Origin of the sequence: Paracoccus sp. (in: a-proteobacteria), assembly GCF_030536915.1 — a bacterium.
Classification (GTDB): domain Bacteria; phylum Pseudomonadota; class Alphaproteobacteria; order Rhodobacterales; family Rhodobacteraceae; genus Paracoccus.
The window spans coordinates 1-23,440 of record NZ_JAUNPC010000031.1; the positions used below are offsets into that span (position 1 = coordinate 1).

The window sequence follows — 23,440 nt, forward strand, 5'->3', positions numbered from 1 at the left end:
CGATCACCCGCTTCACAGGCACAAGAACCTTCATCGGTCCACTCCCTCTCGTATCCGGATTGTCACACCCGCGCCCGCGCGGACGTGGGGTCGTAGGGGCTTTCATCAATCAGCGTGGCCTTGCGCGGTGCCCCAAGCACCGTCAGGTCGAAGCTCTGCCCGATCTTGGCCAGTTCGACCGGGACCAGCGCGATACCGATGTCATGGCCGAAGGTGTAGGAATGACCGCCAGAGGTCAGGCGGCCAACCAGCCGGCCCTCGTGGAACAGGCTTTCGCCGCCCCAGACGCTTCCGTCTTCCGCCGGGATGCTGACCGTGACGCTGCGCTGCGCGATACCGGCAGCCCTGGCGGCCTCCAGTGCCGCGCGGCCGGTGAAATCGCCCTTGTCCATCGCGATGAAACGGTCGAGCGAGCTTTCCCAGGCCGTCAGTTCCCCGTTCATGTCGCGGAACATCGAGCGGTAGGACTTTTCCAGCCGCAGCGATTCCAGCGCCTGCGTGCCGACCAGCCGCATGCCGTGCTTCTGGCCTTCCGCGTGGATCAGCTCGATCAACCCGCGCTGGTACTGGATCGGGCAATAGATTTCCCAGCCCAGTTCGCCCTCGTAGTTGACGCGCAGCATCCGCACGTCGCTGGCAAGGCCGAGATTGACGTTCCGCACGCCGAACCACGGGAAGTCGGCATTCTCCAGCCCCTGCCCGGTCAGGGGGGCGAGGATCTCGCGCGCCTTCGGCCCGACGACGGCAAGGCCCGCCCGTTCGTTGCTGACATTGCGCAGCGTGACCGATCCGTCCGAAGGCAGCCGCCGCGCCAGCTCATCGAAATAGTAGCGTTCGGCCGAAGGCGTGCCCACCAGGAAGAACAGGTCGTCTTCCAGCCGGGCCACGACATATTCCGCCAGCACCGTGCCGCGATCCGTCAGCATGTGGCTGAGATTCGCGCGGCCGACCTTGGGCAGCTTGTTGGCGAGGATGCCGTCCAGCCAGGCCGCGGCACCCGGACCGGACACATCGAACTTGGTCATGAAGGTCATCTCGACCATGCCGGCAGCCTCGCGCACCGCCCTGACCTCCTGTCCGACATGGCGCCCTTTCTCGGTCCAGCGCCAGCTGTACTGGTTCTTCTGCTCGACGCCCTCGGGGGCGAACCAGTTCGGGTGTTCCCAGCCGTTCAGGACGCCCCAGACCGCGCCATTGCGGTCCAAGAAATCATAGGAGGGCGCGGTCTTGGCCGGGCGGGCGGCCGGGCGGTCCTCGCCGGGGAAATGCTGCTCGGCATGGGTGCCCCAGGCCTCGCGGACCTTGGGCTTTGTCCAGTTCTTGTTGGCATGGTCGCCGAAGCGGCGCGGCTCCAGCACGGAGGTGTCGATCTCGTTGCCGCCCTCGACGATCTGCTGGGACAGATAGTAGCCGATGGCCCCGCCCCAGAGGATGCCGCCGGGCACGCCTTCGGCCAGCCACAGGTTGGGCGCGCCCCAGGCCTTGCCCATCAGCGGCAATTCGTCCGGGGTCATCTGGAAGGGTCCGCGGACATTGGCCTTGATCCCCACCTGGCCCAGCACGGGGACGCTTTCGATCGCGGCTTCCCAGTTGTCCGAGACGGAATCGAAATCCTCCTCCATCAGGTCGGCGCCGAACCATTCCGGCACGCCGTCCTCGGCGAACAGTTGCAGATGCTCGGTCCGCTCGTAGGGGCCGAACATCAGCCCGTCGCCTTCCTCGCGCAGGTAGCCCTCGAAGCGCTCGTCGCGCAGGATCGGCATCTCGGGCAGGCCGGCCTGCTTGCGCTGCCGGATCTCGTTCACCGCCTCGGTGATCCAGTACTGGTGGATGATCGGGATCGCCGGGATCTCCAGCCCGAACATGGCGCCGGTCTGGCGCGCATAGTTGCCCGTGGCGCAGATCACGTGCTCGCACAGGATCTCGCCCTGGCTGGTCACGACCTTCCATTCGCCCGAGGCGGTGCGGCTGACCGACCTGACCTCGGTGTTCTGATGGATCTTCGCGCCGCGGTCGCGCGCCCCCCGCGCCATCGCCATGGTCACGTCGGCCGGGGCGATATGCCCGTCGTCCGGGTGGTAGAGCGCGCCCAGCATCTCCTCGTCGTCGCGCAGCAGCGGCCAGAGTTCCTTGACCCGCCGTGCGTCCAGCAGCTCTGCGCGGATGCCTTGGCTGTGGTGGACATCCATGTAGCTGCGGTATTCGTCCAGCCGCTCGGCCGACTTGGCGAGCCGCAACTGACCGCATTTGTGCCAGCCGACAGGCATGCCGGTCTCGGCCTCCAGCCCCTCGTAGATCTCGATCGACTTCTGGATCATGATCCCGATCGAGCGATCGCGCGCATAGCTGGGGATCAGGCCGGCAGCGTGCCAGGTTGATCCAGCGGTCAGTTGCGTCCGCTCAAGCAGGACAACGTCGGCCCATCCCCGCCTGGTCAGGCCATAAAGGATGCCGGCACCGACGCAGCCGCCTCCGATCACTACCGCGCGCGCATGGTTCTGCATCTGCACCTCACATCTTCTTGCCGGGAAGGCTAGGCCGACGGGCCGCGCTGGTGCAGTTGCTTACGGGTTCCGGTCCGCATAACCTGAGGTTATGCACCGGGTCAGAGCCTATCTCCCTTCCGCCAACTACCTGTTCACATTCGAGGCCGCCGCTCGGCGCGGCAGCTTCACGGCCGCCGCGGCCGAACTGAACGTCTCGCAGCCCGCGGTCAGCAAGACGATCCGACAATTCGAGGCCGCGCTGGGGTTCAAGCTGTTCCACCGCAACCATACGCGGCTGGAACTCACGCCCGAAGGCAAGCGCCTTTACCATGAAACCGAAAGCGCCTTTGACGCGCTTCATGCCGCGATCACCTCAATGCGGCGCACCGACCGGCACGAGGTCGTGCGCGCAACCTTCTCGGCCTCGTTCCTGCAATTGTGGCTGCTGCCCCGGCTGAGCGAGTTCAGCGAGCTTCATCCCGAGATCAGGCTGTCCCTGGAGGAAAGCACCTATGACGACATGGACCTGTTCACCAACGGCATAGATCTGTCGGCGCGGCTGGGCGACGGGGGCTGGAACGACCTGCACGCCTGGCCGCTGACCCCCGAACTCATCTTTCCCGTGGCGGCCCCGTCCTACATCGAGCGGCATTGCGCGGATCTGCCGGCCCGCGACATGCAGGATCTGAAGCTGATCCATGTCCGCGAGAAGAACAGGGTGCGCTGCGGCTGGCACGAGTGGCTGACGGCAAACCGGCTGCCCTGCGACATGGTCAGCGAGACCTTTGTCTTCAGCGACGCGCTGAATTCGATCGGCGCGGCGGCCTTGGGGCAAGGGGTCGCGCTGGGCTGGGTGCACCTCGTCATGGACCAGATCCAGTCGGGCGCCCTGGGGCGCGTCGGCGACCTCGGCTACTGCACGGGAAAGTCGATCCACCTGATCGCCCCGGGGCGAAAGCCGCTGTCCTCTGCGACGCAGAAATTCGTCACTTGGATACTCGACCGGATGCAGCGCGACATCGCCGGCAACCGGACCTGCTTCGATCCGCGCCCTCGGCCCGCCTGACCTCGGCTCAGCCACCCGGGCGGCGAGGCTGCGCCCCGTCCTGCCCGGGCTCAGCCGCCGCCTGGGCTGCCGTCACGGCATTCAGGACGTAATCGGCGATCATCAGGTCCAGATGCGCGCCGCCGCCGTTCTTGAACAGGGTGATCTGGTCGGCGGTCTGGCGGCTGGAACCGTTGGCCGCGACCAGGTCGTAAAGGTCGCCACGAACATGCCCGCGGGTGATGGCGCCGGATCGGATCGGCTGCATCAACTCTCCGATCCGGTCCACGACCGTGTCGATGTAATCGACATAAACCAGCGACGCCGCGATCAGATCGTCATCCGCTTCGCGCATTTCCGGCGTGAAGGCCCCGACCAGGTCCACATGCGTGCCGGGCCGAACCCATTTTCCCAGCAGGACAGGCTCCCGCGCCATGGTGGCGGCCGAGACGATGTCCGCCGTCCGCAGCGCTTCGGGCAGATCGGCGACGGCTGCAACCGCGGCCCCGAGGTTGCCGAGCGTCACGGCGAGGGCATGCGCCTGCTCGGGCCGCCGGGACCAGATCGAGATGCGCTCAAGGTCCGGGAACATCGCGGCATAGGCTTGCGCGAGGGTAGATGCGACCATCCCGGCGCCGATGATGACCAGGTGGCGGCTGTCGAGGCGCGCAAGACACTGCGCCCCCAGGACCGAGTCCGCGACTGTCTTGTACTGGGTAACAAGCCTGCTTTCGATGACCGCCCGCACGGCGCCGTGGCGGTGATCATAAAGCAGCACCGCGCCCTGGATCGAGGGCATTCCTGCCCGCGCGTTCGCGGGGAACACGCTGTCGCCCTTGATTGCGAAGCCAAGTCCCTCGATCCAGGCAGCGCGGTTCAGAAGCTGGCCCTCGTCGCTGCCGAGAAGCACGTCTCCCTGCTCGGGACGGGGCAGCCGGTGCCCCGCACGCAAAGCGTCGATCGCTCCCGGCCAGCTCAGCAGATGCCTGCATCCGTCATAGGTCAGAAGCCGTGGAAGCATGGTCTTTCCCCCGAAAACGCCTTGTCACGCTTCATAGCCGGAACATGATGCTGGCCGCGAGAGGTCAAGGATGCGCTGGCCGCAGAGAGAAAAGGCCTTCACGCATCTGTCCCATTCATCGGCGAGGCGTGGCTGGAGACGGGACCCCTAAAGGCGCCTGAGGCCTTGGCCGCCGAATGCCTCGGGCCTTGAGGACAGGAGGGACAGAACAAGCGGACATCCCCGGCTGAGCGACGTGCTCGGGGTCAGGACCCGATGATTTTCCTGTGCGGTGATGCTTCAGCCCCCGCCGGGGGGCTGATCGATGAACAAGCTGTCCTAGCTGATCAGGGCGCGGATGGATCGCCTGCGGCCGGCCGCCAGGAAAACAGTCCACCGGGTTGTTTCCTGATCCGCCTCGCTCTCCCAGAGCCATGGCAAGCCCCGCGCCGATGATCGCCATGTGCTGCGCGGGATGATCTTCGTCACTCGCACCGGGTTGCAGCGGCGGGACGCGCCGGGGGACCGTAGTGCGGCGAAGGCGGCTGAGCGGCAAGGGGAGGGGTCTTCGCCCCGGATCATGGCAAGGCTGGCCAAGGGACGGCGCCGACAAGAAGACGATCATGATCGATGCGGTCTGTCTCAATACCCCTTCCACGGCGTCCAGCCTGTGGCTGAGAAAAGGGGGGCGTGGACGGCTGATCGGGCGGAGTTCCAGATGCAGAAAACGATCCCCGAGATTGTTTTCCCGGGAACGGGCGGCATGAACATCAGGCTGCATGCCGTCACCGCTGCCGCACGACGTCCGACCCGTTTTTTTCCTGATCATCGGTCAGGTCAGCGCCTCCACGGACGCGTCTGCCCTGATGAGCAGCCTGCCTTTGGCAGCGTGGTTGCCTGCCGATCGGGGCCACGATGCCGACTAGGTCCGCCAAGCCCTGCAGAACAAGGGGATCAACGCCTGCATTCCTGGCAGGAGGCCCTCGGAAAGCCTGTCCGGCAGGACAAGCGCCACAACCGGATCGGATCATGTCCGGCCGTCTGAAAGACTGGCGGCGCATCGCCACGCGTTACAGATGCCCGAAGGTCTTGCTGCTCGCCATTCCGCTCGCCGCAACCGCCATGTTCTGGCCATACGCCCTGAACCTGATGCGCCGGGGATCATCCGGGCACCCTTCCGCGTTGCGCCTGTCAGGCAAATGGCAGACCCGGCCGAGGAAAAAACATTTGCGCCGGGGGGGAGGCCCTGGCCCCGCGGGCATCACGCAGCCCTTTGAGTCAGGTCTGATCCGTTGTATCCTCACCTTGCCGGCTCTCGATGGAGAGTGTCCCATGAGTCTTCGCGGCGCAGGCAAGGCATCCCCGCACCGGGCTTCGACCCGGTACATCCGGGATCATGCCTGCCCCCCGGCCGGTGGTCGGCCCGGAGGTCCTCCACCACGGCATGCCAAGGGGACGGCAGGAAGGCATCCTGCCCGACCCTCCTGGCCTGCACGCCCTTTCCTTCATGGAGATGATGATGCGCAAATGGATGTTTCATGCCTTCATCTTCGGTCTTTGCGCTCTCGCGCCCGCGGCACAGGCCGATGCGCGCCTGTCGCTCACGCCGATGGCGGCCAACTGCAACCAGCAGCAGGCCGGGTTCTTCAGCATGGTCGCCGGGAACGCCAGGGAAGCCGTCACGATCAACCGGACCTTGAGCCGGCGCGGTTTCCCGCCCCTTGCCGTTACCTGCACCGTGCATGAGGATCACGGCCGCAATGGTGCGGGATGGGATCAGGCCGGAACCGGCACGGTCATGGCGCGCATGACCGGCGAGCACATGATCCGTGTCACCCAATTCCGCGGCGCGGACAAGGGCAGGCTGATATTCGTGGCCGAGACGACCGGCACCACCGGCCAGCCCCTCCAGCTCGGGGCCTGGACCCAGACGCCCGCAAGCGGGATCGGGGACGTGACCGTCGCCCCTGACGGGACGATCTGGCTGGCGGGGCGAAACGGGTCCGTGTGGAATTCGGCGGATGGCCGGAACTTCAACCGGATCGACGCCAGCGGCTTTGCCAGGGTTGCCGCCGCGCCGGATGGCAGCCTCTGGGCTGTCGGGGGGAACGGCAGCCTGTGGCACCGGGCGAACGGAAGCTGGGTGCAGACGCCCGCAAGCAACATGGCGGATGTCGCGGTCGGCCCCGACGGCCGCCTCTGGCTTGCCGGGCTGAACGAGACGATCTGGAACTCCACCGACGGGCAGAACTTCACCCGTGTCGAGGCCAGCGGCTTCCGTCGCCTGGCGGTCGGCCTGGACGGCACGGTCTGGGCGGTGGGGACCAATGGCACGCTCTGGCGCCTCGACGGCGGGCAATGGACCCAGACACCCGCAAGCGACATGGGTGACGTGGCCGCAGCAGGCGACGGGACGGTCTGGCTTGCGGGGCGCAACGGAACGATCTGGTTCACACGTGACGGAACCAGTTTCGAGCAGGTCGAGGCGAACGGCTTCGAATCCATCGCGGCGGGCCCGCAGAACCGTGTCTGGGCCGTGGGCGCGAACGGCACGCTCTGGCATCGCTGACCCGCGGCGGCCGGCGGGCGGCCGATCCGGGTCATGAGTGCAGGACGGCTCAGCGGCCACGCTGGTGACGCCGCCCTGCTGGAAGGTTTGCCCTCGGCATAAGGATGGCCGGCAGACCGGGCGATGATGGCGACCGGTGCAAAGAGGCCGTGAAAGACAAGGCATCACCCTCTGCCTTCCGGGGAGAAAGTCTCGTGCTCGGTCTGTCGGATATGGCAAGCGCTGCAACGGGATCGAACCCGCGCGCGCATAGGCAACCTTCTCGCCCAAGACCCCGGCATCCGCAGAAACACCTCCGGTCCGGCAAGACAGACCCGCGATGCGCGCTTTCCGGTCTTCCGCCTGCGGTCTGCAAGGATAATCAGGCTTGGGAGCTAGGGGATTCCGGGCTATGTTCGTTCCTGCCTTCGGGCAAGCGGAGCGCCGGTCATGCGTCCTCCTCCCTGCCCGGAATGACGGATCGTTGCCGCCGGTCCTGGCAGGCCGTCCTGCATGCCGCGCTTCGGTCAGGCAACCTCATCGCAGGATAAAGCCGCCATGAATGCTTCAACCTCTTCGCGCGTGACCGGGCCGGTCCATTTCTTCGGGGACAGCCTCACCGACAGCGGCAACCTGTTCGGACTGGGCAGGGATCTTGTAAGCGAACCCGCCCTCCTTTCCTATGTCGGGACGGGTGGCAGGCTCAGCAACGGGCCGACTTACGCCGAGTATGTCGATGACCTGCTCGGGGTGCCGCAGGGCCGGAACCATGCCCTTGCAGGGGCCGAGGCGGCAGGCACCCAGCGCCTGGGGGATTTCTTTGCCGGGCGGGGCTTCACAGGCGCCCTGCTTGTGCCCGAAACCGATCCCCGGCTGGATCTGGACATCAATCTCGGCGCGCAGGTCGCCCGCTTTGCCGCCGGTGTGTCCGGCACTCCGCTTGGGGACGCGACCGGGTTCATCCTTGTCGGAAGCAACGACTTCCTCAACATCGCAAGCCCCTCTGACGGTCCGGCCGTTGTAGCAGCAGCAGTCCAGAGCACGCTGTCGGCCGCGACCGATCTGCTCGGCCTTGGCATGGGAGAAGTGGTCATTTCCACCCTGCCGGTGCCGCTTTTCTTTCCTGCCCTGAGGATGGGCGACCCCGCGCTGGCGGCACAGTCGATCGCTCTCTCGGCCGCGCATACCGCTGCCCTGACACAACAAGTCGGGGCGCTTCAGGCCCAGGGACTGGACGTGCGGCTTCTCGACATCCAGCCGATCACGCGCGCCTTGCTGGACGATCCCTCGGGCTTCGGGCTGATCGCGCCCTGGAACCTCACGCTCAGGACCGCCCCGCCTGATGCGCTGGCCCGGTATGATGACGACCAGGTGGCCTTCTGGAACCCGCTGCATCCCACCACGGCCACGCATGGAATCCTGTGCGCCTATACCGCCTTCGCCCTTGAACATGAGCCCACCGAACTGACGGACGGCTGGGACGTCGCGGCGACGGGACGAGGCGACGACCTGGTGCTGGGGCTGGGGGGGAACGACGTCATCAGCCTCGGGCGCGGGGATGACATCGCCTTCGGCGGCAGCGGACGCGACAGCATCCTGGCCGGGCACGGCAACGATCTTGTGTCCGGCGGCTCGGGCAAGGACCTGCTGGCTGGCCAGCAGGGCCGCGATGTCCTGAGCGGCGGGGACGGATCGGACCGGATCTTCGGCGGCCAGGACCGCGACGTGCTGATCGACGGCCTGGGCAGCGACCGCTGCTGGGGCGGCAGCGGCGCGGATCAGTTCCTGTTCACCCAGGCCGAGCTGATCGGCGGGACAACGGGCGAGGACGTCGACCTCTTTGCGGGGGGCAGCGGCTTCGACACACTCTGGCTCGTTCTCGGCCGCGACACCGCGCGGGAACTTGGCGGCGACCTGACCGGATGCGACCCGCAGGAGGCGTTGGCCGCTCTCGGCATCAGGATCACGGGCATCGAGGAGATCCGGGGCATCGTCACGAACAGCGCGGGCCGTCCCGAGACGGGCTTGCCGCCCTGTCCGGCGAGGCGTGGTACCAGCAGGCGGATATCTGGGGGCTGGTCTGACGCCCGCCGGGACAGGCCTGCCCTGTCGCACCGGGTTCGACCGAAAAGGGCAATCCGGCACGTCCCGTCGCAGCTTCCTGCAACTTGCGGCAGGCCCTTAGGGGGACGCTCCGATCTTCCCTGAAGGAGAGTCCAGAGCAGAAATCCAGCAGGCCTTCTTCAGACCGGCAGCAGGTCCATGTCGCGCATCGATCAGGCTGCGACCGACATTCAGCAACCCGATCACGATCCTCCCGCAGGTGACGCGGCCATGCCGGCCCGAGACCCGGAGCCGGTGATGACGAGATCCCCAGGGGTGCTGCCAAGGCCGGTCTGGATGCAACGCCGGTCCAGCCCGTCCTCGCAGTCTCCGATGCGGCTGGCAGAGCCTTGGGGGAACCGGAACACATCGGCATCCGCCCCGCCCGAGAGCGTGTTTATGCCCGGCCCACCGTCCAGAAGGTCGGCGCCACCTCCGCCCCTCATGACAGCCGCCTTCTGCGCTGCATTCAGGTCACCCTGCCGCTGGTTTCCAGCAAGCTAGCGCTTGCGGGCCGGTGGCGGGACGCGGGGGGTCAGCGCCTGCCCTGCCGGTTCGGACGGCTGTTCCGTGAACCCTTCCAGCGGTCCCACGGGTTCGAAATCCCGGGCGATTTCCACCTCGCTCAGCGCATAGGCCGTCAGCAGTTCCGCCACCGACTGCAGGGAATGTATGTGGATCCGCTCATAGCCATGGCTCGCATCGACGCCGAAGGTGACCAGCGCCGTGCGCACATCCTCTCCGGCCTCAAGGGCCGAGGCGCTGTCCGAGCGGTAGAAGCGGAAGATGTCCTTGCGATAGCGGATATCGTTGGCCCGGCACAGGTTCACCAGCTTCTGCGTCAGGTGATAGTCGAAGGGTCCCGTCATGTCCCCCATCGAGATGGTGACGCCGAATTCCGACGAGTTCTGCCCCGGCGCCGAGGTGCCGTTGTCCACCGCCACCAGCGAGGCCACGTCGGGCAGAAGGATCGAGGCCGCGCCATGCCCCACCTCCTCCGAGATGGTGAACAGCCAGTAGACGTCCACCGGCGGCACGGGTCCGCCCTGCATCGCCTTCAGCGCCGCCAGCATCAGCGCCACGCCCGCCTTGTTGTCGAGGTGCCGCGACACGATGAAGCCGTTCTCGAGGAACTCGGGCTGCGGGTCGATCGACACGATGTCGCCCACATCCATGCCCAGCCGCACGAGATCGTCATGCGTCTGGGCCTGGGCATCGACGCGCAGTTCTACATGGGGCCAGCCCACGGGCTGGGTGTCGATCTCGTCGGCATAGGTGTGGCCCGAGGCCTTCAAGGGCAGGATCGTTCCGCGATAGGTGCCCCGCTCGCAGAAGATCGTGGTGCGGGCGCCCTCGGCAAAGCGCGCGGACCATGTCCCGATGGGAACCAGTTCCAACCGCCCGTTGGGTTTCAGCGCCTTGACCTGCGCCCCCAGCGTATCGACATGGCCCACGATGGCCCGCGCACCCTTCGGCTGCGCGCCCTTCATATGCGCCCGGATCGCCCCGCGCCGGGTCAGGACAAAGGTGACGCCCAGAGCCTCCAGCTCGCGGCAGACATGGCGCACCGCGCTGTCGGTGTAGCCGGTGGGGCTTGGGATCTGCAGAAGCGCGGCAAGCTGCGCCCCAAGATAGTCGATGTCGATGGCCAGCCGCGGTGTTGCCTCGCTCATCGCTCAGGCCCCGATGTCCTGCAGCCACATCTCCAGCACCGCCGCCTGCCACAGTTCCGAACCGCGCAGCCGGGTGATGTGATCGGCGGGGGCGGCGAAAAGCCGGTGCAGCCAGTCCTCGCGGAAGATGCCTCGTTCGCGTGCCGCGGGCGCGGTCAGGGCGTCGCGCACCATGTCGAGATAGGGTCCGTCGATGTATTTCAGCGCGGGCACGGGGAAATAGCCCTTGGGCCGGTCGATCACCGCAGGGGGGATGACAAGCCGCGCCGCTTCCTTCAGCACGCCCTTGCCGCCCTGCGCCAGCTTGTGCCGCGCGGGGATGCGGCCCGCAAGTTCGACAAGCTCATGGTCTAGGAAAGGCACCCGCGCCTCAAGGCCCCAGGCCATGGTCATATTGTCCACCCGCTTCACCGGGTCGTCCACCAGCATCACGTTGGTATCAAGGCGCAGGGCCTTGTCCACCGGATCATCCGCCCCGGCTTGCGCGAAATGCGCCTGCACGAAGGCCAGGCTTTCGTCCCTGTCCGCCATGTATTCGGGCGACAGCTGCATCGACAGCCGGTCATGCGAGCGGTCGAAGAACGCGTCCGCGTAATCCGCCACGGGGTCCGTGGACCCGGCCAGTGGCGGATACCAGTCGTAGCCGCCGAAGACCTCGTCCGCGCCCTGCCCCGACTGCACCACCTTGACCGTCTTCGAGACCTCGCGCGACAGCAGGTAGAAGCCGATGTTGTCATAAGAGACCATCGGTTCGGACATGGCCGCGATGGCGCCGGGCAGGTTCGCGCGCATCTCCTCACTGGGGATGAAGATCTTGTGGTGATTGGTGCCGTAATGCGCGGCAATCAGATCGGAATAGACGAACTCGTCGCCCTTCTCGCCTTTCGCTTCCTCGAAGCCGATGGAATAGGTGGCAAGGTTGCGCTGCCCTTCCTCGGCCAGAAGCCCGACGATCAGCGAACTGTCCACGCCCCCCGACAGCAGCACGCCCACCGGCACGTCCGACACCATCCGCCGCCGCACGGCGACCCGCAGCGATTCCAGCACCATGTCGCGCCATTCCTCGGCCGGGCGGGATTCATCCTCGGCCGAGCGGGTGAAGTCGGGGCGCCAGAAGACGCGGTCGCTGTGCCGGCCATCGGCCTCATAGGTGCGAATCGTCGCGGCGGGCAGCTTGCGCACCCCCGTCAGGATCGTCCGCGGCGCCGGGACCACGGCGTGCCAGGTCATGTAGTGGTGCAGCGCCACGCGGTCGATGCTGCGGTCCACCTCGCCCCCAGCCAGCAGCGCCCGCAGCGTCGAGGCGAAGCGCAGGCCCCCCGGCACCTCGGCATAATAAAGCGGCTTGATCCCGAAGCGGTCGCGCACCAGCGTCACCGAGCCGCTGTTCCAGTCATGCACGGCGAATGCGAACATCCCGATCAGCCGATCGACCGTGGCCGGTCCCCATTGCGACCAGGCCCGCAGGATGACCTCGGTATCCGAGGTGGACCGGAAGCTGTGCCCCAGCCCCTGCAGTTCCTGCCGCAACTGCGGATAGTTGTAGATGCAGCCGTTGAAGACCAGCGACAGACCAAGCTCCTCGGCCACGAAGGGCTGGGCGCCGGCCTCGGTCGGGTCGATCACCTTGAGGCGGCGATGCCCGAAACCCACCGGGCCGCGCAGGAAGATCCCCGATCCGTCCGGCCCCCGCCGGGCCATCGTCTCGGTCATGGCCTGCAGGCGGCGCTCCGACGCCGGTGTGTCGGAAAAGAGGATCTCGCCGCAGATGCCGCACATGAGTGAGGGTTCCTTTCACTACGTCCAACCGCCGGCAGGCCCCGCCGCGCAGCCACCGGGTCCGTTGGCGGAACCAACAGGCCAGCGCAGGGATTGGTTCCTCTTGGGGCCTTTTTCGGAACAAAGAGGCCCCCTCCCTTGTTCGCAGGATACAGCCGCGAGGGCGGCTACCTGACAGCCATGACCAGCGGAGAACGCAGTGCCGAGAAGATTCCCCCTCATGCAGCAGGAAACCGACAGGCTGGCGCAAGGCGAGAGGGAGAATGCCTTCGTGGATTGCGGATGGGGCCGGCTGATCTTTGCGAACACCTTCCGCGACATGGCCACGCTCGTCTCGACCCTTCGGTCAGAGCAGGAGGGCCAGCGCGACATCGCCTTCTACGTCAGCGAACCGCAGATGGTGCTGGCCGCCGCGCCGCAGTCCCTGTTTCTCGACCCGTCGCTTTGCTATCGGCTGGACCTTGAGGGCCACAGACCCCTTGCCACGGACGGCCTTCCGTTCCGCATCCGCCCCCTGAGGGACGCGGCCGATGTCCAAGGCGCCAGCAACGTCTATGCCGCCCGCGGCATGGTCCCCCTGCCCGCCAGCTTCGACGGCGGTGGCGGCGCGGTGACGCTGCTCGTGGCCGAGGACAACAACAGCGGCGAGATCCTCGGCGCCGTGATGGGCGTGGATCACGTCGCGGCTTTCGGCGATGCCACGGGCGGGGCCTCACTCTGGAGCCTGGCGGTCGCGCCCTCGGCCCCGCATGGCAAGGTCGGCGAATGTCTCGTCCGCGAACTGGCCGACCGCTTCCGAGCCCTCGGCCGCGCCTATCTCGACCTGACGATGATGCAGGACAATGCCGAGGCAAGTGCGCTTTACGAGAAGATTGGCTTCGTCCGCATCCCGGTCTTCTCGGTGAAATGCCGGAACCGCATCAACGAAAGGCTTTATGCGGGCAGCAATCCCGTCGCCGGCCTGAACCCCTATGGCCGCATCATCGTCGAGGAGGCCCTGCGCCGCGGCATCCACACCGAGGTGATCGACGCCGAGGGCGGGTTCTTCAAGCTCACCTACGGCGGCCGCACCGTCGCCTGCCGGGAATCGCTGAGCGAGTTCACCTCGGCCGTCGCCATGTCGATCTGCGACGACAAGCGCGTGACCCGCCGCATCGTCGAGGCCGCGGGCGTGCGGGTGCCGCGCCAGATCGCCGGGACCGACTCCGGGACGATCCGGGCCTTCCTGAAGGACGCGGGCCGCGTCGTGGTGAAGCCCGCGCGCGGCGAACAGGGCCACGGCGTCTCGGTCGGCCTTTCCACCCCCGAGCAGGTCGAGGAGGCCATCGCCCGCGCCCGCGCCCATTGCGCCGATGTCGTGGTCGAGGCCTTCCACGAAGGCGAGGACCTGCGCCTGCTGGTGATCGACTACAAGGTCGTGGCCGCCGCCCTGCGCCGTCCCCCGCGCGTGGTCGGCAATGGCCGGAATTCGATCCGCGAACTGATCGCGGCCCAAAGCCGCCGCCGCAGCGCCGCCACCGGGGGCGAAAGCATCATTCCCGTCGATGCCGAGACCGAGGCCTGCTTGGCCGAGAACGGCCACACCCTCGGCGACATCCTGCCCGAGGGGGTGGAAGTCATGGTGCGCAAGGCCGCCAACCTGCACACCGGCGGCACGATCCACGACGTCACCGACCAGACCCATCCCCGGCTGATCGAGGCCGCCATCCGCGCCGCCCGCGCCATCGACATTCCCGTCACCGGCATCGACCTGATCGTGAAATCCCCCTCCGAGCCCGACTACGTCTTCATCGAGGCCAACGAGCGCCCCGGCCTCGCCAACCACGAACCCCAGCCGACAGCCGAGCGCTTCATCGACCTGCTCTTCCCGCTTTCGATCCCGGCGCCGGAGAGCGCAGCGCAGGACAGTCCGGCAAGCATCATCCGAGGAACATGATGGCATGGGCGCCGCGGAGGCTGCTGCCGATCCGCGATCACATCACAGCCTGGCTCGGTGCAGATCCCGTCCCCGAAGGTGGCGGTGCCGACTTACCGAGGCCCAAACCTGCATCAAGCTGCAAGCCTGCCAAGCCCCCAAAGGCAACTATTCAGATCAGAAATCGTTTACCGGACCGTCCTTGGCGATGGATCGCGGGTCGAGGTTGAAGCCGAGACCGGCGATGACTTCCATTCGCAGGGTGCTCGGGCCGAAACGCATGCCGCCTGTCCCGTGGCCTGCCCCGGGACAGGCGCCTGTCTTCCCTGCCCCCTTGAGGCGCAACCGACCCGTGTTCATCCCCACGGACTTGGGGTGGGAACAGAACACGGGCGGTTCGGGCGCGCCGGTCATTCGCGGCTGAGCGCCTCGACCGGGTCGAGGCGCGCGGCGGCCCGGGCGGGCAGGAAGCCGAAGACGATGCCGATCAGGGTCGAGGACAGGAAGGCCAGCCCGATCACCGGCGTCGAATGGACAAGCCGCAGATCGGGCTGCACCTGCGCCAGCAGCATGCCGCCGCCCAGGGCCAACGCGACGCCCAGCAGCCCGCCCAGCAGGCAGACCAGCACGGCTTCGGTCAGGAACTGGGCCACGATGTCGGACCGGCGGGCGCCCACGGCCATGCGGACGCCGATCTCGCGCGTGCGTTCGGTCACCGACACCAGCATGATGTTCATCACTCCGATGCCGCCGACGATCAGGCTGATGACCGCGATGGACGAGATCAGCATCGTCAGCGTCCGCGTGGTCGAGGTGATGCTTGACCGGATCGTGTCCGAGTTCATCAGGAAGAAGTCCTTCTTGCCGTGCCGCTTGGTCAGCAGGGCCTCGATCCCCGCCTCGGCCTCGGCCATCTCGGCGTCGTCGCGGACGCGGACCGAGATGGAATCCACCACCGTCTGCCCGGTGATCCGCATGGCGACCGTCGTGTAGGGCACAAAGATCCGCGGCGTGGACGGCCCCGGCCCGGCCGAGGTCTGCGAAGTGACGCCGATCACCTCCAAGGGCACGCGGCCGACCATCAGCACCTGACCGACAGCGGATGCCGGGTCGGGGAAGAAGGCCAAGGCTGCTTCGGTATCCAGCACCGCGACCTGCCTGCGGCGGGCCAGCGCCTCGGGTCCGAAGGCCTGACCTTCCAGCACGGTGAAACCGCCGACGTCGAAATACTCGACCCCCACGCCGCGCACCGAGACGCTGGCCGAGGTCCCGCGCCAGGTGACATTGGCGCTGGTCTGGATCTCGGGCGAGGCCGAGGCCGCGTAAGGTTCGGCCGACAACGCATCGGCATCCGCCGCGACCAGCGTGTCGATCGCCCGCGCCCGCCGGTCGCCGAAGCCCGAGCCGGGCCGAACCGTGATCGTGTTGGTGCCCAGGGACGAGATGTTTTCCAGCACCCGTTCCTTGCTGCCGGTGCCCAGCGCCACGACGGACACGACCGAGGCGATGCCGATGATGATCCCCAGCATCGTCAGGAAGCTGCGCAGGCGATGGGCGTTCAGCGCCCGCACCGCCACCACGAAGGCTTCGAGGAAGCGCCCGATCCGCGCCGCGATGCCGTTCCCTTCGCGGCCGACCGATCCGCGTGGCCCTGCCACTGTCCGGGTGCGGGTGCGGTTGTCCGAGATGATCCGGCCGTCCCGCATCTCGATCACCCGGCCCGCGCGGGCGGCGACCTCGCGGTCATGGGTGACGATGACGACCGTGTGGCCTTCGGCGTTCAGTTCCCCCAGCAGATCCAGCAGTTCGGCGCCCGAGCGGCTGTCGAGCGCGCCGGTCGGCTCGTCGGCCAGGATCACCTCGCCCCCGTTCATCAGGGCGCGGGCCACGGACACCCGCTGCTGCTGGCCGCCCGACAGCGCGCGGGGCCGGTGGTCCATCCGCTGGCCGAGGCCGAGGCGTTCCAGCAGCATCGCCGCGCGGCTGCGGCGCTCGGCCGGCGGCTGGCCTGCATAGATCGCGGGCACCTCGACATTGGCCAGCGCGTCAAGGTCCGGCAGAAGCTGGTAGCGCTGGAAGATGAAGCCGAAATGCCGCCGGCGCAGCCGGGCGCGGCCTTCCGCGGACAATGCGCCCACGTCCTGCCCGGCGTAAAGGTAGGTCCCGGCGCTGGGACGGTCGAGGCAGCCGAGGATGTTCATCAGCGTCGACTTGCCCGAGCCCGAGGTGCCGATGATCGCTACCATCTCGCCCGCCTCGATGGTCAGGTCGATCCCGTGCAGGACGGTCAGCGTCTCGTCGCCGGACGGGAAGTCGCGGCGGATGCCCTTCAGTTCGATCAGGGGCGCCATGGTCAGAAAAGCCTCGGCCCGCCGAAGCGGCCTCCGCCCTGCGGCGCAGGGCCACCACGCGGTTGGGCGGCGCGGCCGGTGACGACAAGCTCGCCCTCCTCAAGCCCCGCGCGGACCTCGGTCAGGCTGGCCGAGGCGATGCCGGTCTCGACCTCGCGCGGCCGCGTCTCTCCGGTCGCAGGGTCGTGGACCTGCACCGTGGCGCGGCCCTCGGGCGTGGGGCGGACGGCCGTGCCGGGCACGGCAAGCACATCCTCGGCCTCGGCCAGGGTCAGCGTGACCTCGGCGGTCATGCCGATCCGCAGGGTGCCGTCGGGGTTCGGGACGTCCAGCGCGGCGCGGTAGTAGATGGCGGTGCTGGTGTCGATCTCGTCGGCATCGGCGATGGCGGCGGGCGCGGGTTCCAGCGCCCGCAGGCTGGCCCGGTAGGTGCGGCCCGGATCGCCCGCCAGGGTGAAGCCGGCCTTCTGGCCGGGGCGGACATGGACGATGTCGGCCTCGGAGATCTCGGCCTTGATGACCATGGTGTCGAGGTCGGCGATCTTGACCAGCGTCGGGCTGGACTGGTTGGCGTTGATCGTCTGCCCCTCGCGCACGGTGATGGCGACCACGGTGCCGGTGACGGGGGCGAGGATGCGGGTGCGTTCCAGCGCCACGCGGGCGGACTGGACGGCGATCTCGGCTTGGGCGCGGGACGCCTCGCTGGCCTTCACATTGGCCTCGGCCACGGCAAGCTGTGCCTCGGCGGCCTCAAGGTCCTGCGGCGTCAGCAATCCCCGCTGCGCCAGTTCGCGCTTGCGGTCCAAGGCCAGCCGCGCCTCGGTGTTGGATGCGGCCTGCGCGGCGATCTGCGCCTCGATCTGGGCCAGCGCCGCCTCGGCCCGCAGCAGGTCGTTCTGCTGGTCCTCGGGGTCGATCTGGGCGACCAGATCGCCCGCCTTCAGCCGCTGCCCCAGTTCCACCGGCAGCGCCCGCACCTGCCCGCTGACCAGCGCGCCCACCGACACCAGCCGCGACGCCTCGATGACGCCCGAGGCCAGCACCGTCTGGCGCACGTCCTGCCGCAGGACCGGCGTCGTGGCGGGCGCCTCGGCCACCGCGGCGGTCGAGCGCGAGGTCCACCAGCTCCACGAGGCGGCGACCAGCCCGAGGACGATGATGATGCCGAGCCAGCGTCTGAAAGTCATGTTCTGCCTGCCTTGCCTGCGCCGTTCCGGCGGCCTTCTAGCCTGTCCTGCCCAAACCGAGAGGAAACGGGCGCTTTGGGCGCGCCCAGGCTTTCGAGAGGATCGATCCTTCAGGAAAAAGGCCCCATGTGAAGGAGCCCTTGACCGGGGCCGCATCGGGCACCCGCCCGGCACGCCTTCGTGATGGCCGCCGGACAGGATGGAACAGAAGTCGAGCCATCGCCGATGATCAGCGCCCGCGCAGCGGGGCAGCGTTCAACTGCCTGCGGTCAGTTCCTCGGGGCGTCGCCGTGATGCTCCCGCATCCGTTCAATATCGCCCATGCTGCCCGGAGAGGGCTTCTGGCGCAGCACCCTGTTCCACAACCAGGTCGCCGCCCACAGGACCAGACCTATGGCAAGCAGCCATCCCGCGATGCGGTACTGGTCCATCTGCGCCGCACTTCTCGCCCAGGGACCGGCTAGGAAGGCGCAGGTCGCCGCGCCGATCCAGGGCGTGATCGAGGGCGCGCGGAAATGGGCATGGCCGGCAGGATGCCGGCGCAGCACGATCAGCGAGATGTTGACGACCGTGAACACGCAGAGCAGCAGCAGCGACGTGGTCCCCCCCAGCAGGCTGACGGCCGGCAGGTCCGATCGCGTGACGACGAAATAGATCAGCCCGAAGGCCAGAGCCGTCGTGAAGAGGATGGCGACCCAGGGCGTGCGCCGGGTATGATGGACCAGACCAAGGCCGTGCGGCAGCACCCCCTGGCGTGCCAGCCCGTAGATCAGCCGGCTGGCCATCAGCATGTTGATGAGCGCCGAGTTCGCGACCGCGAACATGCCGATGAAGGGAAAGATCGTATCGAAGGGCAGGTTCGGGGCGCCAGCCCGCACCACCTGCGTCAGGGCGGAACCCTTGTCGGGGTCGGACAGATCGCCCACCGGCACCAGCGCCACGGCGCAGATCGACACGAGGATGTAGATGACGCCCGTAATCGCAAGGCCGGTCAGCATGATGCGGGGAAAGATGCGGACCGGGTCCTTGACTTCCTCGGCCATGTTGACCGAATCCTCGAAGCCGACCATCGCGAAGAAGGCCAGCGCGGTGGCGGCGGTCAGGGACAGGAAGGCGCCCTTTTCCTCGGAGGACCGGAAGACCATCACTTCGGAAAAGTCCGCCCGGCCCTGCGCCATGGCATAGAAGCCGACGAAGATGATCATCAGCAGGCCGGTCAGCTCGACGCAGGTCAGGACGACGTTCGCCTTGACGCTTTCGCCCACGCCGCGGAGGTTGATCGCCGCCACAAGCGCCATGAAGCCGAGGGCGATCAGCAGGATGCCGGCGCTGCCCTTCGTGAAGCCAAGCCCGAAGCCATCGTTCAGGAAGCCCGCAAAGGCGTTCGACGCGGTCGAGGCCGAGGTGATGCCGGAACACATCACGGTAAAGGCCACGAGGAAGGTCAGGAAATGGATGCCGAAGGCGCGATGCGCGTAAAGCGCGGCCCCCGCCGCCTGCGGATAGCGCGTGACCAGTTCCAGATACGACAGGGCCGTGATCGTCGCGACGAGAAAGGCCAGAAGGAACGGCGCCCAGGCGGCGCCCCCGACCTCGGCCGCGACCGTGCCGGTCAGGGCATAGACGCCGGTCCCCAGGATGTCGCCGACGATGAACAGCAGCAACAGCTTCGGTCCCATGACGCGATGCAGTTCAGGTTGACGTGATGGAGTGGCCTCGGTCGGATGCGCGTCAGACATATCGCCCCCTCAACTGGCTTCCATCCCAGAATGTGCGTCAAGTTGCACGGCGGCAAGAAAATTCACCTGCCATCATGTGGCACAGGTCCGGGGCTTCTTTCCCTGCCGGATTCAGCCGGACATGTCCGGTGACAGGCATTGCCTGCATGCCGCCGAATCGGGGTATTCTTCTGCCAGCGGCTGATCCGCTGGCAGGCTGTCCCACGTTGCTCGGCCTGCCGCCTTGGCGCTGCCGAGGACAGCAAGGGCCGTTCCGGGCGGGGCCGGTTCAGCCTTGGCCTTTCTGAAGCAGCCCGGCCTTGGACAAGTGGACGCGGGTGCGTTCCTCGGGGCGCTGCATGTGTCCGGGCAGGGTTCTCGCACTACGGCAGGCCTTATGGGATACGACAGCCACGCCACGTCATGGGATAGCATCCGACCTGCCGCGGCCGGATGTTCGGGGCCGTGCTGCCCAACCCTTGCTGTGCAGGGCGCCTCCGCCGTTCGGCAGACAACTTATTGAAAACAATTATTTTATACCTATATTGATCCCAATGGGCCACAAGGCCCGAATCTTTCACGAACTGGAACGAGGGTGAGGCGCGTGGGCAGACCTGCGGGATCGTTGCGCGGTAAGAAGGCGCATGTTCCACCCCGATCGCGATAGCTGCGGCCTGCAGCGGGCGCGGTCGGGGTGATTGCGCGTGTCCGTCCTTCTGCAACCACAGGTGTCCTCATGAAACTGCCCTATCCTCCCGCGAAATGTTCCCATTGCGGCAACCGCGTGCCCCGCGCCGCCGCCCATCGCTGCCCCCTCTGCCGCACGCCCTTCAGCCGGCTGCCCCTTCCCGCCACGATCGAGGACCGCCTTGACCAGGGCTGACCTGATCCCCTCGCGCACGCAGCGCCGCTCTGCCCTCGTCACCTTCATCGCCCTGACCCTGCTGGCGGTCCTTGCCGAGCCGCTGATCGCCCTTCTGCCGGCGGAACTGGGCCTTGGCTGGCTGAGCAGCCCCCTGCAAAGGGGGGCCGTCTCGCTTGCGATCTTCGCGGGGGTGCACCTGTTCTACCTGCTGGCGCTGAACCGGCTGGTCGAGCGGCCCAGGGGCAAGCGCCCGGTGCCCAAGGTGGCGCTGGACCTGCTGCGGGCGGTGCTGTTCGCCCTGGCGGCGCTGGTCAGCCTGTCGCTGATCTTCCGGCAGGACCTGTCGGGCATCCTGACCGGCTCGGGGCTGGTGCTGGCGGTGCTGGGCTTTGCCGTCCGCAACGTCGTGGCCGACGTCTTCTCGGGGCTTGCGCTGGGGTTCGAGGCGCCCTTCCGCATCGGCGACTGGGTGCGGATCGAAACCCTGGCCCAGGGCCGGGTGCAGGAGATCGGCTGGCGCACGACCCGGCTTGTCACCCGCGACAGCACCTATGTGATCCTGCCCAACAGCCAGATCTCGCGCCAGAGGATCACAAACTTCAGCGCGCCGCGCCAGGAATACCGCGACCATGTCGAACTGACCCTGCCCGGGGACCTGCCGGTGGCCGAGGCGCGGGCGATGATCGACGAGGCGCTGGTGCCGATGCGGACCCTGACGACCGGCCCGCCGCCCGAGGTTCAGGTATTCAGCTATGGCCCGGCAGGGATCATCTACCGGGTGAAATACTGGGTGCCGCGCCACGACCGCGAACTCGCCTGCCGGGCCGAGATCTTCGCCCGCGTCGACGCCGCCCTGCGGAAGAAGGGCGTCCGGCTGACGGCCGACCCGATAATCCTGCAAAGCCCGCCCCCTGCCCCGGCCGGTGCTGAGATGGAGGTGGAGGGCGCGGCCTGACCTTGCCCGTGCGGCAGGGCATGGCCGACGGCCCCGGCCCTCTGCAATGGCGGCTTCCGCCCCCCGTGCTGGCGCCGCCTTTCCATGATCACCGGCGCTGCGGAATGATCGCGACAGTCTTCCCGAAGCAGAGGCTTGCCGCCTGATCCCGGTCCTGCCGTCCTTGACGACCGCGACCGGGCGCGCTTCCCTGCCGCAGCGCGGCACAGGAAGAGGAAGATGGAACAAAGACGGCTCGGCAACCGCCATGTCGCGGCCATCGGCCTTGGCACCATGAGCTTCGGCGGCATCTTCGGTCCGACGGACGAGGCGACCTCGCTGGCCTGCCTCGATGCGGCGGTCGATGCCGGCATCAGCCATTTCGACACGGCCGACATCTACGGCATGGGCCTGTCGGAACGGATCATCGGCAGGTGGGGACGCCGGGACATCCATCTCGCCACCAAATGCGGCATCGTCACCGGCCCGCCGCGGATGGTGCGCAACGACGAAGCCTATATCCGCCACTGCCTCGAAGCCTCGTTGCGGCGGCTCGGGCGCGATCACATCGACCTTTACTACATCCACCGCCGCCAGCCCGAGATCCCCGCCGAGGACCTCGCCGGGACGATGGGCTGGCTGGTCGCAGAGGGAAAGATCGGCGGCTACGGCCTGTCCGAGGTCGCGCCCTCGACCCTGCGCCGCGCCTATGCCGAGCATCCGGTGACCGCCGTGCAGAACGAATACTCGCTCTGGACGCGCTTGCCGCAGCTTGGGCTGATCCGGGCCTGCAGGGAACTGGGCGTGGCCTTTGTGGCCTTCTCTCCGCTGGGGCGCGGCATGTTCGGGCGCGAGCCGCTGAGGCGGGATTTCCGCAGGGGAATCGATTTCCGCGACACCAACCCGCGCTTCACCGAGCCGAACTTCTCGGCCAACCTCGCGGTCATCGCGCCATTCCGCGCGCTGTGCGCCGCGCGGGGCTGGACGGTCCCCGGCGCGGCGCTTGCCTGGGTGCTGGCGCAGGGGGATCACGTCATCCCGATCCCCGGCACGCGAAGGGCGGAGCATCTGCGCGACTGGCAGGTTCCGGATCTCGGCCCCGGGGACATCGCAGAGATCGAGCGCTTCCTTCCGGCCGGTTTCGCCCATGGCGACCGCTATGGCGATCACCAGAGGGCCTTCGTGGAACATTACTGCTGAGGGCGGCGCAGGCGTGCGGCCGCTGACACTGGTCGCAACGCGAGCGCTGCCGAGCACTTCCCGTCGCATGCCTGCCGAATGTCATCCAGAACAAACGCCACAGCCCGGCAAGTTGCGAGGCCGGCTGACTGGCATGTGCCGATCACGTCCATGACGCCAGCAGCTTGCGCTGCTCTTGCCCCGCCCCGGAAGCGGCTACAGCAGCCGGGTCAGTGTCATGTCCGGTCCCTGCTTACCGACAAGGACCGCCTTGGTGATAGTGAGGCACCCCCTCCTATCCAGTAGCCGCTCCCAGCGGAAGGCGGGGCGCAACTTCACTGCTCCTGCAGAAAACACCATCTCCTTGCGCCCGCCCCGGCGGATGACGCGGAAGAAACCCAAGGCGTCAGGATATCGAATGAAGATGCTGCATGCCTCGTGCGATCAGCTTTTATTTGCCGGTCTGCACCCAAATCCGTGCGCCTGAAGATCGGATCAGCGGGCGCCGGGTTTTCAGCCGCTGTGACAGGTGTCATGTCGCAGGGTGAGACAATTGGCAATGCCAGGGCATGGAGTGCTGGTGCCCCCGCCATCGCGCCGGAGGCATCCAGCCCCACGACCGCACGCAGCCAGCCGGGGCCAGTCCATCGAAAAGGT

At 67.5% G+C, this 23,440-nt stretch carries 15 protein-coding genes and 1 pseudogene; 8 read left to right on the forward strand and 8 right to left on the reverse strand.

What is annotated here, in order from left to right; all coding sequences use genetic code 11:
* Positions 1 to 62: 62 nt before the first annotated feature.
* Complete coding sequence (locus Q4F04_RS07440) at positions 63 to 2,504, reverse strand: FAD-dependent oxidoreductase (RefSeq protein ID WP_303369221.1); 2,442 nt, start codon at positions 2,502 to 2,504, stop codon at positions 63 to 65.
* A 91-nt stretch (positions 2,505 to 2,595) separates the two neighbouring features.
* On the opposite strand from Q4F04_RS07440, the gene Q4F04_RS07445 reads away from it, so the two are divergent.
* On the forward strand, positions 2,596 to 3,552 hold the full coding sequence (locus Q4F04_RS07445) for a LysR substrate-binding domain-containing protein (protein WP_303369203.1): 957 nt from the start codon (positions 2,596 to 2,598) through the stop codon (positions 3,550 to 3,552).
* Between the two features lie 7 nt (positions 3,553 to 3,559).
* Here Q4F04_RS07445 and Q4F04_RS07450 read toward each other — a convergent pair whose 3' ends face one another.
* Positions 3,560 to 4,552: an ornithine cyclodeaminase family protein gene (locus Q4F04_RS07450; RefSeq protein ID WP_303369204.1), complete on the reverse strand. Its 993-nt coding sequence runs from the start codon at positions 4,550 to 4,552 to the stop codon at positions 3,560 to 3,562.
* Between the two features lie 337 nt (positions 4,553 to 4,889).
* Between Q4F04_RS07450 and Q4F04_RS07455 the strand changes: the two are divergent.
* From Q4F04_RS07455 to Q4F04_RS07465, 3 genes and pseudogenes are all read left to right on the forward strand, one after another.
* A pseudogene (locus tag Q4F04_RS07455) lies at positions 4,890 to 5,662 on the forward strand (hypothetical protein); the annotation flags it as partial.
* A 382-nt stretch (positions 5,663 to 6,044) separates the two neighbouring features.
* Complete coding sequence (locus tag Q4F04_RS07460) at positions 6,045 to 7,100, forward strand: tectonin domain-containing protein (RefSeq protein WP_303369205.1); 1,056 nt, start codon at positions 6,045 to 6,047, stop codon at positions 7,098 to 7,100.
* 537 nt (positions 7,101 to 7,637) lie between these two features.
* Positions 7,638 to 9,287, forward strand: a complete 1,650-nt coding sequence (locus tag Q4F04_RS07465) for an SGNH/GDSL hydrolase family protein (protein ID WP_303369206.1) — start codon at positions 7,638 to 7,640, stop codon at positions 9,285 to 9,287.
* A gap of 98 nt (positions 9,288 to 9,385) precedes the next feature.
* On the opposite strand, the gene Q4F04_RS16005 is transcribed toward Q4F04_RS07465, so the two are convergent.
* The 3 genes from Q4F04_RS16005 to Q4F04_RS07475 are packed head-to-tail and all read right to left on the reverse strand — an operon-like array spanning position 9,386 to position 12,634.
* Positions 9,386 to 9,628, reverse strand: a complete 243-nt coding sequence (locus tag Q4F04_RS16005) for a hypothetical protein (RefSeq protein WP_368660707.1) — start codon at positions 9,626 to 9,628, stop codon at positions 9,386 to 9,388.
* 54 nt (positions 9,629 to 9,682) lie between these two features.
* Positions 9,683 to 10,855 carry an osmoprotectant NAGGN system M42 family peptidase gene (locus tag Q4F04_RS07470; protein ID WP_303369207.1) on the reverse strand — a complete coding sequence of 391 codons (1,173 nt, stop codon included), beginning with the start codon at positions 10,853 to 10,855 and terminating at the stop codon, positions 9,683 to 9,685.
* 3 nt (positions 10,856 to 10,858) lie between these two features.
* Complete coding sequence (locus tag Q4F04_RS07475; protein WP_303369208.1) at positions 10,859 to 12,634, reverse strand: N-acetylglutaminylglutamine amidotransferase; 1,776 nt, start codon at positions 12,632 to 12,634, stop codon at positions 10,859 to 10,861.
* A gap of 220 nt (positions 12,635 to 12,854) precedes the next feature.
* Between Q4F04_RS07475 and ngg the strand changes: the two genes are divergently transcribed.
* Positions 12,855 to 14,570, forward strand: a complete 1,716-nt coding sequence (gene ngg / locus Q4F04_RS07480) for an N-acetylglutaminylglutamine synthetase (RefSeq protein ID WP_303369209.1) — start codon at positions 12,855 to 12,857, stop codon at positions 14,568 to 14,570.
* Between the two features lie 389 nt (positions 14,571 to 14,959).
* On the opposite strand, the gene Q4F04_RS07485 is transcribed toward ngg, so the two are convergent.
* From Q4F04_RS07485 to Q4F04_RS07495, 3 genes are all read right to left on the reverse strand, one after another.
* Entirely contained in the window at positions 14,960 to 16,900 is a 1,941-nt protein-coding gene (locus Q4F04_RS07485) for a MacB family efflux pump subunit (RefSeq protein WP_303369210.1), read from the reverse strand.
* A gap of 2 nt (positions 16,901 to 16,902) precedes the next feature.
* Positions 16,903 to 18,087 (reverse strand): efflux RND transporter periplasmic adaptor subunit, encoded by a 1,185-nt coding sequence (locus Q4F04_RS07490; RefSeq protein ID WP_303369211.1) that lies wholly within the window; start codon positions 18,085 to 18,087, stop codon positions 16,903 to 16,905.
* A 269-nt stretch (positions 18,088 to 18,356) separates the two neighbouring features.
* Positions 18,357 to 19,766: an APC family permease gene (locus tag Q4F04_RS07495; RefSeq protein ID WP_303369212.1), complete on the reverse strand. Its 1,410-nt coding sequence runs from the start codon at positions 19,764 to 19,766 to the stop codon at positions 18,357 to 18,359.
* Between the two features lie 775 nt (positions 19,767 to 20,541).
* Here Q4F04_RS07495 and Q4F04_RS07500 point away from each other — a divergent pair.
* The 3 genes from Q4F04_RS07500 (at position 20,542) to Q4F04_RS07510 (ending at position 22,804) form a co-directional block, all read left to right on the forward strand.
* Positions 20,542 to 20,688 carry a hypothetical protein gene (locus Q4F04_RS07500; RefSeq protein ID WP_303369213.1) on the forward strand — a complete coding sequence of 49 codons (147 nt, stop codon included), beginning with the start codon at positions 20,542 to 20,544 and terminating at the stop codon, positions 20,686 to 20,688.
* Positions 20,675 to 21,625 carry a mechanosensitive ion channel family protein gene (locus Q4F04_RS07505; RefSeq protein ID WP_303369214.1) on the forward strand — a complete coding sequence of 317 codons (951 nt, stop codon included), beginning with the start codon at positions 20,675 to 20,677 and terminating at the stop codon, positions 21,623 to 21,625. Before Q4F04_RS07500 ends, Q4F04_RS07505 begins: the two co-directional genes overlap by 14 nt.
* Positions 21,626 to 21,844: 219 nt before the next feature.
* Complete coding sequence (locus tag Q4F04_RS07510; RefSeq protein ID WP_303369215.1) at positions 21,845 to 22,804, forward strand: aldo/keto reductase; 960 nt, start codon at positions 21,845 to 21,847, stop codon at positions 22,802 to 22,804.
* The last annotated feature ends 636 nt before the right edge of the window (positions 22,805 to 23,440 follow it).

Excerpts from the sequence above, each read along its gene's own strand:
- Q4F04_RS07440 (WP_303369221.1), bottom strand. The coding sequence starts at position 2,504 with ATGCAGAACCATGCGCGCGCGGTAGTGATCGGAGGCGGCTGCGTCGGT.
- Q4F04_RS07445 (WP_303369203.1), top strand. The coding sequence starts at position 2,596 with ATGCACCGGGTCAGAGCCTATCTCCCTTCCGCCAACTACCTGTTCACA.
- Q4F04_RS07450 (WP_303369204.1), bottom strand. The coding sequence starts at position 4,552 with ATGCTTCCACGGCTTCTGACCTATGACGGATGCAGGCATCTGCTGAGC.
- Q4F04_RS07460 (WP_303369205.1), top strand. The coding sequence starts at position 6,045 with ATGATGATGCGCAAATGGATGTTTCATGCCTTCATCTTCGGTCTTTGC.
- Q4F04_RS07465 (WP_303369206.1), top strand. The coding sequence starts at position 7,638 with ATGAATGCTTCAACCTCTTCGCGCGTGACCGGGCCGGTCCATTTCTTC.
- Q4F04_RS16005 (WP_368660707.1), bottom strand. The coding sequence starts at position 9,628 with ATGAGGGGCGGAGGTGGCGCCGACCTTCTGGACGGTGGGCCGGGCATA.
- Q4F04_RS07470 (WP_303369207.1), bottom strand. The coding sequence starts at position 10,855 with ATGAGCGAGGCAACACCGCGGCTGGCCATCGACATCGACTATCTTGGG.
- Q4F04_RS07475 (WP_303369208.1), bottom strand. The coding sequence starts at position 12,634 with ATGTGCGGCATCTGCGGCGAGATCCTCTTTTCCGACACACCGGCGTCG.
- ngg (WP_303369209.1), top strand. The coding sequence starts at position 12,855 with ATGCAGCAGGAAACCGACAGGCTGGCGCAAGGCGAGAGGGAGAATGCC.
- Q4F04_RS07485 (WP_303369210.1), bottom strand. The coding sequence starts at position 16,900 with ATGGCGCCCCTGATCGAACTGAAGGGCATCCGCCGCGACTTCCCGTCC.
- Q4F04_RS07490 (WP_303369211.1), bottom strand. The coding sequence starts at position 18,087 with ATGACTTTCAGACGCTGGCTCGGCATCATCATCGTCCTCGGGCTGGTC.
- Q4F04_RS07495 (WP_303369212.1), bottom strand. The coding sequence starts at position 19,766 with ATGGGACCGAAGCTGTTGCTGCTGTTCATCGTCGGCGACATCCTGGGG.
- Q4F04_RS07500 (WP_303369213.1), top strand. The coding sequence starts at position 20,542 with ATGAAACTGCCCTATCCTCCCGCGAAATGTTCCCATTGCGGCAACCGC.
- Q4F04_RS07510 (WP_303369215.1), top strand. The coding sequence starts at position 21,845 with ATGGAACAAAGACGGCTCGGCAACCGCCATGTCGCGGCCATCGGCCTT.